The sequence below is a fragment of the Microbulbifer sp. ABF4_143 genome, from assembly GCF_056160225.1.
Map to the genome: position 1 here is coordinate 76,217 of NZ_JBSWWT010000008.1, position 15,326 is coordinate 91,542.

Annotated in this window: 12 protein-coding genes; 7 read left to right on the forward strand and 5 right to left on the reverse strand. The window is 62.8% G+C overall.

The genetic code is table 11. The annotated features are described in order from the left end of the window. Positions 1 to 4 precede the first annotated feature (4 nt). From cyoD to putA, 5 genes are all read right to left on the reverse strand, one after another. Positions 5 to 289: a cytochrome o ubiquinol oxidase subunit IV gene (gene cyoD, locus ACXAF3_RS08245; protein ID WP_475111815.1), complete on the reverse strand. Its 285-nt coding sequence runs from the start codon at positions 287 to 289 to the stop codon at positions 5 to 7. Continuing rightward, entirely contained in the window at positions 286 to 888 is a 603-nt protein-coding gene (cyoC, locus tag ACXAF3_RS08250; RefSeq protein ID WP_475111816.1) for a cytochrome o ubiquinol oxidase subunit III, read from the reverse strand. Before cyoC ends, cyoD begins: the two co-directional genes overlap by 4 nt. Beyond that, positions 885 to 2,864 (reverse strand): cbb3-type cytochrome c oxidase subunit I, encoded by a 1,980-nt coding sequence (locus ACXAF3_RS08255; RefSeq protein WP_475111817.1) that lies wholly within the window; start codon positions 2,862 to 2,864, stop codon positions 885 to 887. The genes cyoC and ACXAF3_RS08255 overlap by 4 nt, the downstream gene beginning before the upstream one ends. A gap of 178 nt (positions 2,865 to 3,042) precedes the next feature. Then, the gene (gene cyoA, locus ACXAF3_RS08260; protein WP_475111818.1) at positions 3,043 to 3,846 is read right to left on the reverse strand and encodes a ubiquinol oxidase subunit II; all 804 of its coding nucleotides are present in this window, start codon (positions 3,844 to 3,846) and stop codon (positions 3,043 to 3,045) included. 300 nt (positions 3,847 to 4,146) lie between these two features. Continuing rightward, positions 4,147 to 7,305 (reverse strand): bifunctional proline dehydrogenase/L-glutamate gamma-semialdehyde dehydrogenase PutA, encoded by a 3,159-nt coding sequence (gene putA, locus ACXAF3_RS08265; RefSeq protein WP_475111819.1) that lies wholly within the window; start codon positions 7,303 to 7,305, stop codon positions 4,147 to 4,149. Between the two features lie 142 nt (positions 7,306 to 7,447). Between putA and ACXAF3_RS08270 the strand changes: the two genes are divergently transcribed. The 7 genes from ACXAF3_RS08270 to ACXAF3_RS08300 all read left to right on the forward strand — a co-directional run bounded on the left by ACXAF3_RS08270 (position 7,448) and on the right by ACXAF3_RS08300 (position 15,301). After that, a complete protein-coding gene (locus tag ACXAF3_RS08270; protein WP_475111820.1) occupies positions 7,448 to 7,957 on the forward strand; it encodes an Lrp/AsnC ligand binding domain-containing protein in 510 nt (169 codons plus the stop codon). A gap of 100 nt (positions 7,958 to 8,057) precedes the next feature. Beyond that, positions 8,058 to 8,972: a DMT family transporter gene (locus tag ACXAF3_RS08275; protein WP_475111821.1), complete on the forward strand. Its 915-nt coding sequence runs from the start codon at positions 8,058 to 8,060 to the stop codon at positions 8,970 to 8,972. Between the two features lie 248 nt (positions 8,973 to 9,220). Continuing rightward, positions 9,221 to 10,378: an acyl-CoA dehydrogenase family protein gene (locus tag ACXAF3_RS08280; protein WP_475111822.1), complete on the forward strand. Its 1,158-nt coding sequence runs from the start codon at positions 9,221 to 9,223 to the stop codon at positions 10,376 to 10,378. 237 nt (positions 10,379 to 10,615) lie between these two features. After that, positions 10,616 to 11,425 (forward strand): hypothetical protein, encoded by an 810-nt coding sequence (locus ACXAF3_RS08285; protein WP_475111823.1) that lies wholly within the window; start codon positions 10,616 to 10,618, stop codon positions 11,423 to 11,425. 69 nt (positions 11,426 to 11,494) lie between these two features. Continuing rightward, entirely contained in the window at positions 11,495 to 12,787 is a 1,293-nt protein-coding gene (locus ACXAF3_RS08290; protein ID WP_475111824.1) for an OmpP1/FadL family transporter, read from the forward strand. A gap of 46 nt (positions 12,788 to 12,833) precedes the next feature. After that, positions 12,834 to 14,828, forward strand: a complete 1,995-nt coding sequence (locus ACXAF3_RS08295) for an alkyl/aryl-sulfatase (RefSeq protein ID WP_475111825.1) — start codon at positions 12,834 to 12,836, stop codon at positions 14,826 to 14,828. A gap of 89 nt (positions 14,829 to 14,917) precedes the next feature. After that, positions 14,918 to 15,301 carry an OsmC family protein gene (locus ACXAF3_RS08300; RefSeq protein ID WP_475111826.1) on the forward strand — a complete coding sequence of 128 codons (384 nt, stop codon included), beginning with the start codon at positions 14,918 to 14,920 and terminating at the stop codon, positions 15,299 to 15,301. Positions 15,302 to 15,326: the final 25 nt, after the last annotated feature.

Sequence of the window (15,326 nt, forward strand, 5' to 3'; positions counted from 1 at the left end):
CGGATCAGACCCACATCCGGTAGTGCAGGTTGTACATGATCCACAGGCTGCCGCCGATCATGATCAGGATCAGCACGGCGGCAAAGGCGAGGGCAAGCAGCCGCTCCGGCGGCGTGGAGCGCAGGCCCAGATGCAGAAAGTAGCGCAGGTGCACCAGCACCTGGAGCAGCGCCGCGGCGCCGATAGTAATCAGGGCGCTATGCCTGGGGAGCGCGCCGGCGGCCACTACGCCAAAGGGAATGGCGGTCAATGCCAGTGCCAGCAGATAGCCGGTCAGATAGTTTTTCATCGCAGCATGCCCGGCAGATAGACAGCGGAAAAAATACCGATCCAGACGATATCTAAAAAATGCCAGAACAGGCCCAGCCGCTGTAAGCGCGAGTGCACCGGCCGGCTCAGGCCCTTGACCGCCACCTGCACCATCATCACCAGGATAAACACAAGTCCGGCGCTGACATGCAGCCCGTGGGTGGCCACTAGGGTAAAAAACGCCGACAGAAATCCGCTGCGGTCCGGCCCCGCGCCCCGCGACACCATGCCCTGGAACTCGCGGATCTCGAGCCCGACGAAAGCCAGCCCCAAAACGAAGGTGACCGCGAGCCAGATCAGCAGCCGGCGGCGCTTTCCCGCCTCCAGCGCCAGAGAGGCAAAGCCGAAAGTGAGGCTGCTGGTGAGCAGCAGCAGGGTTTCGGCGAGGGTGTGGGGCAGGCTGAACAGGGCTTCGCCATCCGGCCCGCCGGCGGTGTTGCCCAGCATGACCAGATAGGTCGCAAACAGCAGGGCGAAGAGGATCGCATCGCTCATCAGGTAGAGCCAGAAACCGAAGAGTCTCTGCTCATAGACTTCGGCTTCCGGCATCACGCCGCTGCTTTCCAGGGCTCCTTTCACAGCGCTCTTCCTCGGGCGAGATTTTCAAAGCGCCGCGCTTCGATTTTTTCCACTTCGCTGGCGGGCAGGCGGAACTCGGTCCTGTCGCAAAAACTGCGCGCTATGACCGCGGCCAGTATGCCGAGCAGCGCGGCGACGGCGGCCCACCAGATATGCCACACCACGGAGAAACCGAACGCGAAGGCGAGCCCGCCCAGCACCACGCCGGTGGCGCTGTTTTTCGGCAGCAGTATGTCTTCGTAGCGCTCCGGTCTGGCGTAGGCACAGCCGCGCAGTTTCATATCGTGCAGCGCGTCGATATCGCGCACCTGCGGCAATACCGCGAAGTTGTACGGGGCGGGTGGCGATGCGGTGAGCCACTCAAGGGTGCGCCCGTTCCAAGGGTCGCCGGTCAGATCCCGCGCGCGCTCCCGGTTGCGGATGCTGACGATCAGCTGGATGGCGAGGCAGGTGATGCCGGCCATCACCACCACCGCGCCCAGCGCCGCGACGGCGAGCAGGGGCTGCCACGCGGCGACGGTGTAATGTTCCATGCGCCGCGCCATGCCCATAAAGCCCAGGGCGTAGAGGGGCATAAAGGCCAGGTAGAAACCGACAAGCCAGCACCAGAAGGCGCGCACACCCCAGCGCGTGTCGAGCGTGAAGCCGAAGGCCTTCGGGAACCAGTACATATAGCCCGCCAGGTAGCCGAACAGCGCGCCGGGAATCAGCATGTTGTGGAAGTGCGCCACCAGGAAGGTGGAGTTGTGCACCAGATAATTGGCCGGCGGCAGGGCCAGCAGCACGCCGGTCATGCCGCCGATCACAAAGGTGACGATAAAGCCGAGCGTCCACAGCATCGACGGGTGGAAGGTGATGCGCCCGCGAAACATCGTCATCAGCCAGTCGAAGACCTTCACTCCGGTGGGTACCGCAATGACCATGGTGGCGATACCGAAAAACGCGTTGACGTTGGCGCTGGCGCCCATGGTGAAGAAATGGTGCAGCCAGACGGTAAAGGAAAGCAGGGCGATCACCGTGGTGGCGAACACCAGGGACTTGTAACCGAACAGGCTCTTGGCGGAAAAGGTGGTGACAATTCCGGAATAGATGCCGAAGGCCGGCAGTATCAGGATGTAGACCTCCGGGTGCCCCCAGATCCAGAACAGGTTGGCGTAGTTCATCATATTGCCGCCGTCGGCATTGGTGAAAAAGTGCATGCCGAAGGTGCGGTCTAGCGCCAGTGCGGCGGTGGCCACCGTGAGGGCCGGAAAGGCGAAGATCATCAGCGCGCTGGAGGCCAGCGCCGTCCAGCAGAACAGCGGCATGCGCATCAGCGTCATGCCCGGCGCGCGCCGCTTGAGGATGGTCACGACAAAGTTGATACCGGAGAGAGTGCTGCCGATGCCGCTCGCCTGTATCGCCCATATCCAGTAGTCGACGCCGACGCCGGGGTTGTACTGGGCGCCGGAATAGGGGGGGTAGCCGCTCCATCCGGCGGTGGAGAATCGGCCAATAACAAGTGAAATAAGAACCAGCCCGGCGCCGGCGGCGGTCAGCCACAGGCTGACGGAGTTCATCAGCGGGAAGGCGACATCGCGCGCGCCTATCTGCTGCGGGACAATGATATTGATCAGCCCGGTCAGAAACGGCATCGCCATAAAAAATACCATGATGGTGCCGTGGGAGCTGAAGATCTGGTCGAAGTGCTCCGGCGGCAGATAGCCTTCACCGTTGAGGGCAAACGCCTGCTGCGCGCGCATCATGATCGCGTCGATAAACCCCCGCAACAGCATCACCAGAGCCAGCAGCACATACAGGATGCCGATGCGCTTGTGGTCGAGGCTGGTCATCCACTCGCGCCACACATAGCGCCACCTGCCGAGCCAGGTAATTGCGCCGATCACGCCCAGCAGGCCGAGCACCGTAACCACGGCGCCGCTCACGGCGACCCAGCTGTAGGTGGGCAGTGCGTCGGCGCTCAGCCTTCCGAGCATAGGCGACTCCCTGTGTTAGCAGGCTGCTGGAAAAGTATTTTTCAGCAGTCGGGTAGCCCGGCCACGGATGGCCGGGTCGCAAATCGAGCACTTGAGTGCTTGATTTGTCGTCGGGGGTTTGCGACATGTGCGGCAAACCCGGGCTGAAAAAGCCGAGGATGGTTCTTTCAGCCACCTGTCAGTCTGCGTGAGCGCCGGCGTATTTCGCGATGATGTGCTCGAAAAGGCCCGGCGTGACACCGGAATAGTAGCTGACCGGATGGCCGATGCTGGGGGCCGCCAGCGCTCTATAGCTGGCGCCGTCCAGTGTCGAGGGCGATTGCCTGACTCTGGCTACCCAGGCGTCGAAGTCTTGCGCAGACAGGGCGAGAGCCCTGAAATGCTGGTCGGCAAAGCCGTCCCCGCTGTACTGCATGTTCCGCCCGCGGAAGCAGCCGGGCCTGTCGGCGAGCAGGTGGAGGCGCGTCTGCATACCCGCCATGGCGTAGATCTGGCCGCCCAGCGCCGGAATGAAAAAGGCGTTCATCACCGTGTCGGAGGTGATTTTCAGGCTGAGGGGGCGGCCGCTTGGGAAGGCCAGCTCATTGACGGTGGCGATCTGCAGCTCCGGATAGATAAACAGCCATTTCCAGTCCTGGGCGATCGCCTCGACTTCCAGCGCCTCGGCGCCCGGCTCCAGGGGGCGGTAGGGGTCCAGCCTGTGGGTTTCCGTCCATAAAAGGAAGCCCAGGGTTACGACCACGGCCGCGGGCAAAAGCCAGATGGCGGCGTCGACCTTGCCGGAGTAGGACCAGTCCGGCGCGTAGCGCCCCTTTCCGCCACCGGCGCGGTAGCGCCAGGCGAAGGCGAATGCCATGACGAATACGGGCAGTATCACGATCAGCATGATCAGCACCGCGGCAATCAGCAGGTCGCGTTCGGCGAGCGCCACCGGCCCCGCCGGGTGGAGCAGGGGGGTGAGGATGGGGTTGCAGCTGTCCATGGCCAGCTTTGCTCCGACAGTCTGTGGCTACTTTGCCTCCCACAAAGTAAAGACGTTTTCTGGCGAATTCGGCGGCAGGGAATTGGTTGGTGGTGCGGGCACGAAAAAGGGCGAACAAAGTCCCGTAGTCTGAAATGAAGGCAAAGCCCCGGGGCGGGTATTTCGAACCGTCGGCGACATGGACGTCGCCGACGGAGCGCACAGGGATGTATTTACAGCGTTTCGAAATACCTGCCCCGGGGCTTTGCCGCCACTGTGCCCGCTTAGAAGCGAGCGCGGCCCGCCAGCCGGGCCGGGGCGCTATTGCCCCAGCGTAAACAGCTGCGTATTGCCGCCGGTGGCCACGGTGTTGATGGTCTTGGTCTTCTCGTGGGCGAAGCGGAACAGGTAGTGGGGGCCGCCGGCCTTGGGGCCGGTACCGGACAGACCCTGGCCGCCGAACGGGTTGACGCCCACGACCGCGCCGACCATATCCCGGTTCACGTAGCAGTTGCCCGCCTTGACCCGCTTGAACACCGCGTGGGCGCGGCCCTCGATGCGCGAGTGCAGACCGAAGGTGAGGCCGTAGCCGGTGGCGTTGATACGGCGGATCACGTCTTCCAGTTCCTCGGCCTTGAAGCGCACCACGTGCAGGAAGGGGCCGAAGACCTCGCGCCCGAGTACGGAAATATCCTCTATCTCCACCACCTGCGGGCCGAAGAAGGTGCCTTTGGCCGGCTTCTTGCGCTCGTCGAAGGCGAACAGCGGCTTGGCTTCCTTCCGCATGCGCTCGCGGTGGGCTTCCAGCATGCCGAGCGCCTTGTCGTCGATGACCGGGCCTATATCGGTCTCCAGTTTGGACGGATCGCCCAGGGTCAGCTCCTCGCAGGCGCCCTTGAGCATCTCCAGCAGGTTGTCGGCGATCACGTCCTGCACGCACAGGATGCGCAGCGCGGAGCAGCGCTGGCCGGCACTCAGGAAGGCGGACTGGATCACATCGTCCACCACCTGCTCGGGCAGGGCGGTGGAGTCGACGATCATCACATTCTGGCCGCCGGTCTCGGCGATCAGCGGCGTGATGGGGCCCTCCTTGTCCGCCAGCTGCTTGTTGATCAGGCGCGCGGTCTCGGTGGAGCCGGTGAAGGCGACGCCGGACAGGCGCGGGTCCTCGATCAGCGGCGCGCCGACTTGGCTGCCTTCACCGGTAATCAGGTGCAGCACCTTCTCGGGGACGCCGGCCTCGTGCATCAGCTGCACCGCGCGCGCGGCGATCAGCGGGGTCTGCTCCGCCGGCTTGGCCAGCACCGCGTTGCCCGCCGCCAGCGCCGCCACCACCTGGCCGGTAAAGATCGCCAGCGGGAAGTTCCACGGGCTGATGGCGACGAAGACGCCGCGGCCGCCCAGGTAGAGTTTGTTGTCCTCGCCGGTGGGGCCGGGCAGCTGGGTCGGCTCGCTGAAGTGCTGGCGCGCGCCGTTGGCATAGTAGCGGCAGAAGTCCACCGCCTCGCGCACTTCGCTGATACCGTCGTTCAGGGTGCGGCCGGCCTCCAGGCAAATGAGCGCGGTCAGGTCGTTGATATGCTTCTCGTACAGGTCGGCGATCTTGTCCAGGATCTTCGCGCGCTCGCTGCCGCCGAGGCGGTCCCAGGCGATCTGCGCCTCGGTGGCCGAGGCGTAGGCGCGGTCAATCAGGTGCTTGTCGGTATTGGCGGTGTGGCCCACCAGCTCGCCGCTGGCCGGGTTGTACACGGGCAGATCCGCCTCGCCCATGGTGCCGTCCACTATGGGCCCACCCTTGAACTGCTTGCCGCGCATCTTCTCCACCGCCTCCAGCAGCGGCTCCACCGCCAGCGGGTCGGTCAGCTCCAGGCCGTGTGAGTTTTTCCGTGGCAGAGCCTCTGCGCCCATATAGATGTCCTCCGGTAGCGGAATTTGCGGGTGGCGATAGGGGTTGCAGGCCTCGCTCAGTTCGAGGGTGTCCTGCACCAGTTCTTCGATCGGGGTCTTTTCGTCCATAAAGCGGTTGACGAAGGAGCTGTTGGCGCCGTTTTCGAGCAGGCGGCGCACCAGGTAGGGCAACAGATCCCGGTGCGCGCCCACCGGGGCGTAGACACGCACCGGCACGCGCTTGCCGTGCACCGCCTCCACCTGCGCGTACAGCAGGTGGCCCATGCCGTGCAGGCGCTGGAACTCGTAGTCGCCGCTGTCGCCGGCCATCTCCAGGATCAGGCCGACGGTATAGGCGTTGTGGGTCGCGAACTGCGGGTAGATGGCGTCGCGGGCATCCAGCAGCTTCTGCGCGCACACCTGGTAGGACAGGTCGGTGTGGCACTTGCGTGTGTATACCGGGTAGTCGGCGAGCCCCATCTGCTGGGCGTGCTTGATCTCGGTATCCCAGTAGGCACCTTTCACCAGGCGTACCATCAGCTTGCGGCCGGTGTCGCGACCGAGCGCGATCAGCCAGTCGGCCACGTGCGGGGCGCGCTTCTGGTAGGCCTGCAGCACGAAGCCGAGGCCCTGCCAGTTCTTCAGCTCGGGGTCGCGGGCCAGGGCCTCGAAGATATCCAGGGAGATATCCAGGCGCTCGGCCTCCTCGGCGTCGATATTCAGGCCCATATCGTATTTGGCCGCGGCCACACACAGGCGCTTCACCTGCGGCAGCAGCTCGTGCATGACCCGCTCGCGCTGCAGCACGCTGTAGCGCGGGTGCAGGGCGGACAGCTTGATGGAGATGCCGTTGGCCTCCACCACGTCGCGCTTGTCGTTGTTCTGGCCGATCTTTTCGATGGCCGTCATATAGGCGTCGAAATAGCGCTCCGCGTCCGCCATGGTGCGGGCGCCCTCGCCGAGCATATCGAAGGAGAAGCGGGTGCCGGGCAGGTTCTCCGCCGGGCCGCGCTTCAGCGCCTCCTCGATAGTGCGGCCGAGCACATACTGGCCCCCCATGATCTTCATCGCCTGCATCATCGAGGTGCGCACCATCGGCTCGCCGATGCGGCTGACCAGGCGCTTCATCCAGGAGGAGGGCTGCTCGGTGATATCCGGGTCCAGCTCGACAATACTGCCGGTCAGCATCAGCCCCCAGGTGGAGGCGTTCACGAACAGCGAGTCGGATTGGCCACGATGGCTGGCCCAGTTGCCGGAATGCACTTTCTCGGCGATCAGTTTGTCGGCAGTATCCGCATCCGGCACGCGGAGTAGGGACTCCGCCAGGCACATCAGGGCCACGCCCTCCTTGTTGGAGAGGCCGAACTGCTGCAGGAAGGCATCCAGAGTGCCGCGCTTGCTGCGGTGCTGGCGGGAGTGGCGCACCAGCTCGCGGGCGGTGTGCAGGATTTTCTTGCGCAGCGCGTCGCTGGGGCGCGGGGCGGCCAGCAGTTCGCCGACGCATTGGTTTTCGTCGGCGTGCAGATATTCGCGGGCCCGCTGGCGGGCACTGTGCAACTCATTGGTGAATTGGCCGGCGACTGTTGTCGACATAATGTCTCCCAAACTCTGTGGCTGAGGTACAGTATAAAAACCCGGATTATGTGGGAAAGCTCTCAGAATTAATCGCCATATTGCCGCCGGTTGTGGTTAAATATAACGCCTATTTGCGTGATCACCAGTAGGGTATGTTGCTATGTCTCGACAGTTGGAAGATCTGGACCGTATCGACCGCCAGATACTGCGCATCCTGCAGCGCCACGGGCGCCTGCCGAACGTGGAGCTGGCGCGGCGGGTAAACCTGAGCCCCACGCCCTGCCTGGAGCGGGTCAAACGCCTCGAACGCGAGGGTTTTATCCGCGACTATGTGGCGCTGCTGGACCCGCTCAAGGTGCACGCCGGCCTCGTCGTCTATATCCAGGTCACGCTGACCGACACCGCGACCGAGGCCCTGGAGGCCTTCAACCAGCATGTGTCCAGCCTGGAGGAGGTGCAGGAGTGCCATATGGTCGCCGGTGGTTTCGACTATCTGGTGAAGATCCGCATCAAGGATATGCTCGGCTACCGCCGCTTCCTCGGTGAGAAACTCGCCTCCATCCCCGGGGTGCGCGAGACCCACACCTATGTGGTGATCCAGGAGGTCAAGACCGACACCGCGGTGGCGGTACCGGACCCGGAACCCAAGGCCAAGGGCGGCAAGCGCTGACATAAGGGTAGTGTTCCCGGCCGGGACTGCCGAGCCACTCGTTGACGCCTGTGGCTCAGCCCCGCGCCCCCTGTATCTGGCGAATTGAGAAGTAGCAGCCATGACCATGCCCCCGTCCGTCGACAACCGCCGCGCCTATTTGCTGGCCCTGGCGGCGGTGCTCTGCTGGTCCACCGTGGCCAGCGCCTTCAAACTCTCCCTGCAGTATCTGTCGCCGCTGCAGCTGGTGACTATCGCCGCGCTGACATCCACCCTGTTGATGACCGCGGTGATCAGCTGGCGGCGCGGCTGGCACAGGGTCCCCGGCGCCTGGCGGCGGAACTGGCGCTGGTATCTGGCGCTGGGTTTCTGCAATCCGTTCCTCTATTACCTGGTGTTGTTCAATGCCTACGACCTGCTGCCGGCCCAGCAGGCGCAGCCGCTCAACTACACCTGGGGCGTGCTGCTGGCGCTGCTGTCGGTGCCGGTATTGAAGCAGCAGCTGCGCCGCCGGGACCTGGTGGCCGCACTGGTCTGTTACAGCGGTGTGCTGGTCATCGCCACCCGCGGCGACTTGCTGGGGCTACACTTCGATCAACCCCTGGGTGTGGCTCTGGCGCTGTTCAGCACGCTGATCTGGTGCTGCTACTGGTTGCTGAGTACCCGTATCGGGGGCAGCGCGGAGATCAACCTGCTGCTCAGCTTCCTGTGCGGCCTGCCGTGGCTGGTTATGGCGCTGGCGCTGCAGGGCGATCAGTTCCAGTGGCCGCCGCTGGCCGGCTGGGTGGGCGCCATTTACGTGGGCCTGTTCGAGATGGGGATCGCCTTCCTGCTGTGGCAGGCGGCGATGATGTACTGCGACAACACCGCGCGCATCAGCAACCTGATTTATCTCTCGCCGCCGCTTTCGTTGCTATTGATTGCGATTTTGGTCGGCGAGCGGATTCATATGGCAACCATTGTCGGCCTATTTTTGATTATGCTCGGTGTGGCCATCCAGCAGGGCAGGATCGCAAGCAGATCAGGCGCAGCCTGATTTGCGATCCTGCGACCCGCCATGGGTGGCGGGGCCGGGGCTGAAGCGAACACACAGACGTCGCGCCATGGATGGCGGTGATAGAGTGACTTACCTCTACGCAAACGATGACCGGATGAGAGATCGCTGTAACGCTGTAGGAGCCTGCTTGCAGGCGAAGATCCCCGGGGTTTTTGGTTGACCCTTGAATTCGCCTGCAAGCAGGTTCCTACATGAAAACTTCGAGATAAGTATAAAGAAGGTACTGTATGGATTTCGCACTCACCGAAGAACAGCAGATGATCCAGGAGGCGGCGCGCCAGTTTGCCGACAGCGAACTGAAACCCGTCGCCGCCGAGCTGGACAAGACCGGTAACCGCCAGCTGCTGCTGGAAAAGCTCAAGCAACTGGCCGAACTCGGCTTTATGGGCATCAATATCGATCCCGAGTACGGCGGCACCGGCGCCGGCACCATTGCGTTCAGCCTCGCGATCACCGAGCTGGCGCGCGGCTGCGCCTCCACCGCGACGACCACCTCGGTGACCAATATGGTCGCCGAAGTGATTCAGGCGGTGGGCAACGACGCGCAGAAGGCCAAATATCTGCCGAAAATTTGCAGCGGCGAATACGCCGCCGGCTCCTTCTGCCTGACCGAGCCCGGCTCCGGCTCCGACGCGGCCGCGATGCGTACCCGCGCGGTCAAAGAAGGCGACGAGTACGTGCTGAACGGCAGCAAGCTGTTTATCAGCAGCGCCGAATTCGCCGGTGTCTTCGTGGTCTGGGCGGTGACAGACCCGGACGCGCCGAAAGGCAAGGGCGTATCCTGTTTCCTGGTGGAGGCGGGCACGCCGGGTCTGGTGATCGGCAAGGCCGAGGAGAAGATGGGGCAGAAGGCTTCGGTCACCAACGAGGTGGCCTTCGAGGACTGCCGTATCCCCGCCGCCAATCTGCTCGGCGAGGAGAACCGCGGCTTCCGCATCGCCGCCGGCGAGCTGGCCGGCGGCCGTATCGGTATCGGCTCCCTGGCCCTGGGTATCGGCCTGGAGGCGCTGGACTGCGCCCGCGCCTATCTGCAGGAGCGCGAGCAGTTCGGCAAGAAGCTGGCCCAGTTCCAGGGGTTGCAGTGGCAGCTGGCGGACAAGTACACCGAGATGGAAGCCGCGCGCCTGCTGCTGATGCAGGCCGCCTGGCAGAAGGACGCCGGTATGCACTTCGGCCCGGCGGCCTCCATGGCCAAACTGTTTGCGAGCGAAAAGGCCAACGAGGCCTGCTATGTGGCGCTGCAGATGCACGGCGGCGTCGGCTACACGCGCGAGTTCCCGCTGGAGCGCATGGCCCGCGATGTGCGCATCACCACCATCTACGAGGGCACCAGCGAGATACAGCGGCTGATTATCGCCCGGCACCTGCTCGAAGGCGTGCGCTGATCCTGCGCCCTGCCTGTGCGCCCCACCATGCGGGTGGGGCGTCTCATCCCCCATCATTGCAACGCGCTATCCGACGGCTCCGCGTCGCGCGCCAGGTAAGTTGTCGGAGCAATCCCCGCGAAAATATCGGCTGGCGATGCCGCCAGGCCATTCCGTTCTATGCTGTATTGAGCGGCACTGTATGTGCCATCTGCTGGAATGTGCCATGTGCTGGAGAAGCGTCCACGGAGGGGGAATATGCGTCTGGAAAAGTTGCGACCACTGAAAAAGTATTCGCCCTTTTTCCTCCTCTCTTCGACTCTGTCCATTTCCGCGGCGGCGCAGGACGACAGCAGCGCCGCCGCCCAGGCGAACAACCCGCTCGCCAATATGACCGCCTTCAATTTGCAGAACTACTATATCGGCGATCTCAGCGTCATCGATAAAAGCGCCAATCAGTTTTGGTTCCGCTATGCGAAACCCTTTTCAATTGCGGACGGCGACTGGCTGATGCGCGCATCGCTGCCGATCAACACTTTCCCCACTGGTTCGTCCCTCAGCAGGAATACCGGCCTCGGCGATCTCAATGTCTTTGCCGCCTACCTGATCGATACCGGCAATCCGGCCGTCAGCTTTGGTATCGGGCCGCAGATTACCGTGCCGACGGCCAGCGAGGACGGGCTCGGCAGCGAGAAGTGGTCGGCGGGTTTCGCCAATGTGCTGTTCAATGGCAACAGCGCGAAGTTTCAGTACGGCTACCTGCTGACCTGGCAGCACAGTTTTGCCGGGACAGGCAGCGCGCCGGATGTCAACGTCGGCGCCCTGCAGCCATTTGCGTTCTACCAGGTCGGCGGGGGCTATTACCTCAGAAGTGCGCCCATCTGGGTCTACAACTTCGAGAACGACAACTACAGCGTGCCGCTCGGTATCGGAGCCGGGAAGGTTATCAAAAGCGGCAAGACGGTCTACAACGCCTTTGTCGAACCCCAGTGGTCCGTCGCCGACGACGGTCCGGGTCAGCCGGAATGGCAGGTCTTTATGGGCTTCAATATGCAGTTTATGGAGTAGACAGGGCAGTAAGCGCCGGGCAATCGACGGAACAGGTGTTCTTATGCCCAGTACCGAAAGGAGTCGGTCTTGAACCCTCATATCTTCTCGCCCCCAAAATTGGTAGTCGCGTCTGCCGTGATCGTCTGTCTTACATCGCCGGCGATTCACGCCGGCGGCCTGATGGTGTGGGAAATCGGCACGCCGACACTGGGTACCGCCGGCGCCGGCTGGGCGGCCATGCCGGAGGATGCGGCCACCGCCTATACCAATCCGGCCGGTACCCTGTGGCGGGACGGCACAGAGACGATGGTTTCGGCCCAGCTGCTCTACGGCGACCTCGAATTCAGCGATGGCGGTGGCAGCAACATACCCGGCAGCGATGGCGGCAACGCGATCGAGTGGTTTCCGGGCGGTGGCTTCTTTGCCGCGGGGCGCTTGAGTGAACAGTTCGGCTGGGGATTCGCGATGTCGGGCAATCTCGGCGGGGTACTGGATTACGACGATGGCTGGAAGGGACGCCGCTTCGTCACCGAGACCAGCCTGATCGGTATGAGCCTGCTGCCATCGCTGAGCTGGAAGGCGAGTGACTGCCTGTCTTTCGGCCTGGCCCTGAATATCATGGGAGGCTATTTCAAATACGAGTCCCGTCCGCGCGCGGGCCTGGCGGGCGGCGACGCGCGTTTGAAATACGACGACACCGATATCGGCTACGGCGGCAATCTCGGTGTTATCTACAAACCGAGCGGCGCCACGACCCTGGGCTTGACTTACACCTCGCAGGTCGATTGGGAATTCAGGGACGATCTGCGCCTCGCCGATTTCGGCCCGCTCTTCTCGGAACTGGTGGCGAGACTCGATGGCGCGCGCACGAATATCGACATGAATGTGCCGCAGACGGTAACCCTCAGCCTGCAGCAATCCCTCTCTCCGGCGACCACCCTGTATGCGAATCTGAACTGGCAGCAGTGGTCCGACTTCGGCCTGGTCGGTTTTGAAATCGACAACCCCAATCAGACCAGTGCCACGGTCAATCGCGAGTACGACGATACCTGGCACGGGGCCCTGGGTGTGCGGCACCGGTACAGCGCGGGTGCGCTGCGGGGGTGGTCACTGTCCGCCGGGATCGCCTACGACAGCAGTATGGAGGATCTCGGTTCGCGCACCGCGGACGTGATTGTCGACAAAACCTGGCGCCTAGGGTTGGGCGCCCGCAAGGAGCTCTGTCCGGGGCTGCGCTTGGACGCCGGTTATACCCTGGGGTGGGTCGGAGACCCGAAGATCGATCAGAGCGGCCGCCCGCCGTTCAACCCGCGCCTGCAGGGGACCTACAAGGACACAGCGCTGCATTTCTTCGGCGCCTCGGTGCAGTTCGAGCTTTAATTCCACAGGTCTCTATGTAACTGAAAATCGCGTTTGGGAGTATCCGATGAAACTACAGAAATGGCCCTTCGCTGCATCAGTTTGTGTCTTAACGGTAGGCGTGTTCTTGGCCTGTGGCGGCGCCGTTGCGCAGGAGCCCAAGCCGGCCACTTCCACCACCAAGAAGGCCAACGCCGGGGTGCGGAAAGCGCTGCCGTTCAAGGATCAGCAGGACTTCAAGGATATCAAGCGCGGCTTTATCGCACCGCTGCCAGACAAGGGCGTAATCAAGAATGCACAGGGGCAGCCGGTGTGGGATCTGAGCGCCTATGAGTTCGCCCAGGGCAAGGAGGCACCGGACAGCGTCAATCCCAGTCTGTGGCGCCAGCTGCAGCTGCTGTCCGAGGGCGGCCTGTACGAGGTCGCACCGCGTATCTACCAGGTGCGCGGCGCCGATCTGTCCAATATCACCTTTATCGAGGGGGACAAGGGCGTCATCGTGATGGACCCGCTGATCTCGGTGGAAACCGCGAGAGCCGCGCTGGATCTTTACCGCAAGCACCGCGGTGACAAACCGGTGGTCGCGGTGCTGCATACCCACAGCCATATCGATCACTACGGCGGCGTGCGCGGTGTTGTGGATGAGAAGGAGGTAAAGGGCGGCAAGGTCAAGATTATCGCGCCCGAGGGTTTTGTCGAGGAGGCGGTCAGCGAGAACGTATTTGCCGGCAATCATATGGGGCGCCGCGCCAGTTATATGTACGGCAACCTGATTCCGAAAGGCCCCGAGGGCGGGCTCGGCACCGGCCTCGGTCTGGGCACCTCCACTGGTAACGCCACGCTGATCGAGCCCACCGATATCATCAGCGAAAATGGGCAGCAGCTGAAGGTGGACGGCTTGACCTTCGAGTTCATTATGGCGCCCGGTTCGGAAGCGCCGGCGGAGATGCACTTCTATATTCCGGAGCTGAAGGCGGTCAGCGCCGCGGAGAATGCCAATCATACGCTGCACAACCTCTATACGCTGCGCGGCGCCAAGGTGCGCAATGCGCGCGCCTGGTCCGGCTACCTGCACGACACCATACAGCGCTGGGGTGACAAGGCGGAAGTCTTGTTCGGGCCGCACCACTGGCCCACCTGGGGGCAGGAGAAGGTGGTCGATCACCTCAAGAAGCAGCGGGATCTGTACAAATACCTGAACGACCAGACGCTGCGCATGGCCAACCACGGTTACAACATGGTCGAAGCCGCCGAGATGATGCAGCTGCCGCCGGAACTGGCCGACTACTGGGCCAACCGCGGCTATTACGGCAGCGTCAACCACGATACCCGCGCTGTGTGGAACTATTATCTGGGATTTTTCGACGGCAATCCGGCGCGCCTCTATCCGCTGCCGCCGGCGGAGGCGGGCAGAAAGTTTGTCGAGTATATGGGCGGCGCCAACAATGTGATCAGGCGGGCGAAAAAAGACTATGATGCCGGCAACTACCGCTGGGTGGCCCAGGTACTTGATCAGCTGGTGTCCGCCGAGCCCAATAACAGGGCGGCGCGCAAACTGTTGGCGGACGCCCTGGAGCAGATGGGGTATCAGCAGGAGAATGGCCCCTGGCGCAACTTCTTCCTGAGCGGCGCAAAGGAACTGCGCGAGGGGGTCAAGAAACTGCCGGTGCCTATCACTGCAAGTCCCGACACCATCCGCAGTATGCCGATCGAGATGTTCTTCGACTTTCTCGGTATTCGCCTCAATGGCCCCAAGGCAGCGGGTAAGAAGATTGCCATTAATGTGTCACTGCCGGATGTGAACGGCAATTATTCCCTGGTGCTGGAAAACGCCGTGCTCAACTACGGCCGGCCGGTGGACAGGCCCCACAGCACCATCACCATCAACCGCAATGATCTGAACGACGTTATCCTCGGCACTGCGACGATCAAAGACAAGATCGAGGACGGATCGGCCAAGGTGACCGGTGATCAGGACCAGTTCGAGACACTGCTGTCGCTGCTGGATACCTTCGACTTCTGGTGGAATCTGGTCACGCCCAATCCGCCGCCAAAAAACTGATAGCGAGATAAAAAGGAAATCCGATGGGAGCTCCTACCCCAACCGTGGTTACGGTTACAGAAACTCTGGAGGGAAAATTTGTCCAGCAATTGCAGTCAGGGCCACACCAGCTGGTCGCCGATGAACCGGAAGACCTGGGCGGCGACAACCTTGGGCCCGGTCCCTACGAATACGTCCTGATGGGGCTCGGCGCCTGTACCAATATGACGCTCCGTATGTATGCGGATCGCAAGGGGATACCGCTGGACAGAGTGCAGGTAATTTTGTCTCACCAGAGGGTGCACGCGCGGGATTGTGAAGACTGTGAATCGAAAGAAGGCCGAATCGACGTGATAGTCAGGGAGATCATCCTCGAGGGGGCGCTGACCGGTGAGCAGCGGCAGATGCTGCTGGATATCGCCAACCGCTGCCCGGTGCACAATACACTGACGACGGAAACCGTGGTGCGTTCGCGTTTGTCTGCGGCCGGATAGGAGCTCCGGCAGCGGCTGTCCGGAC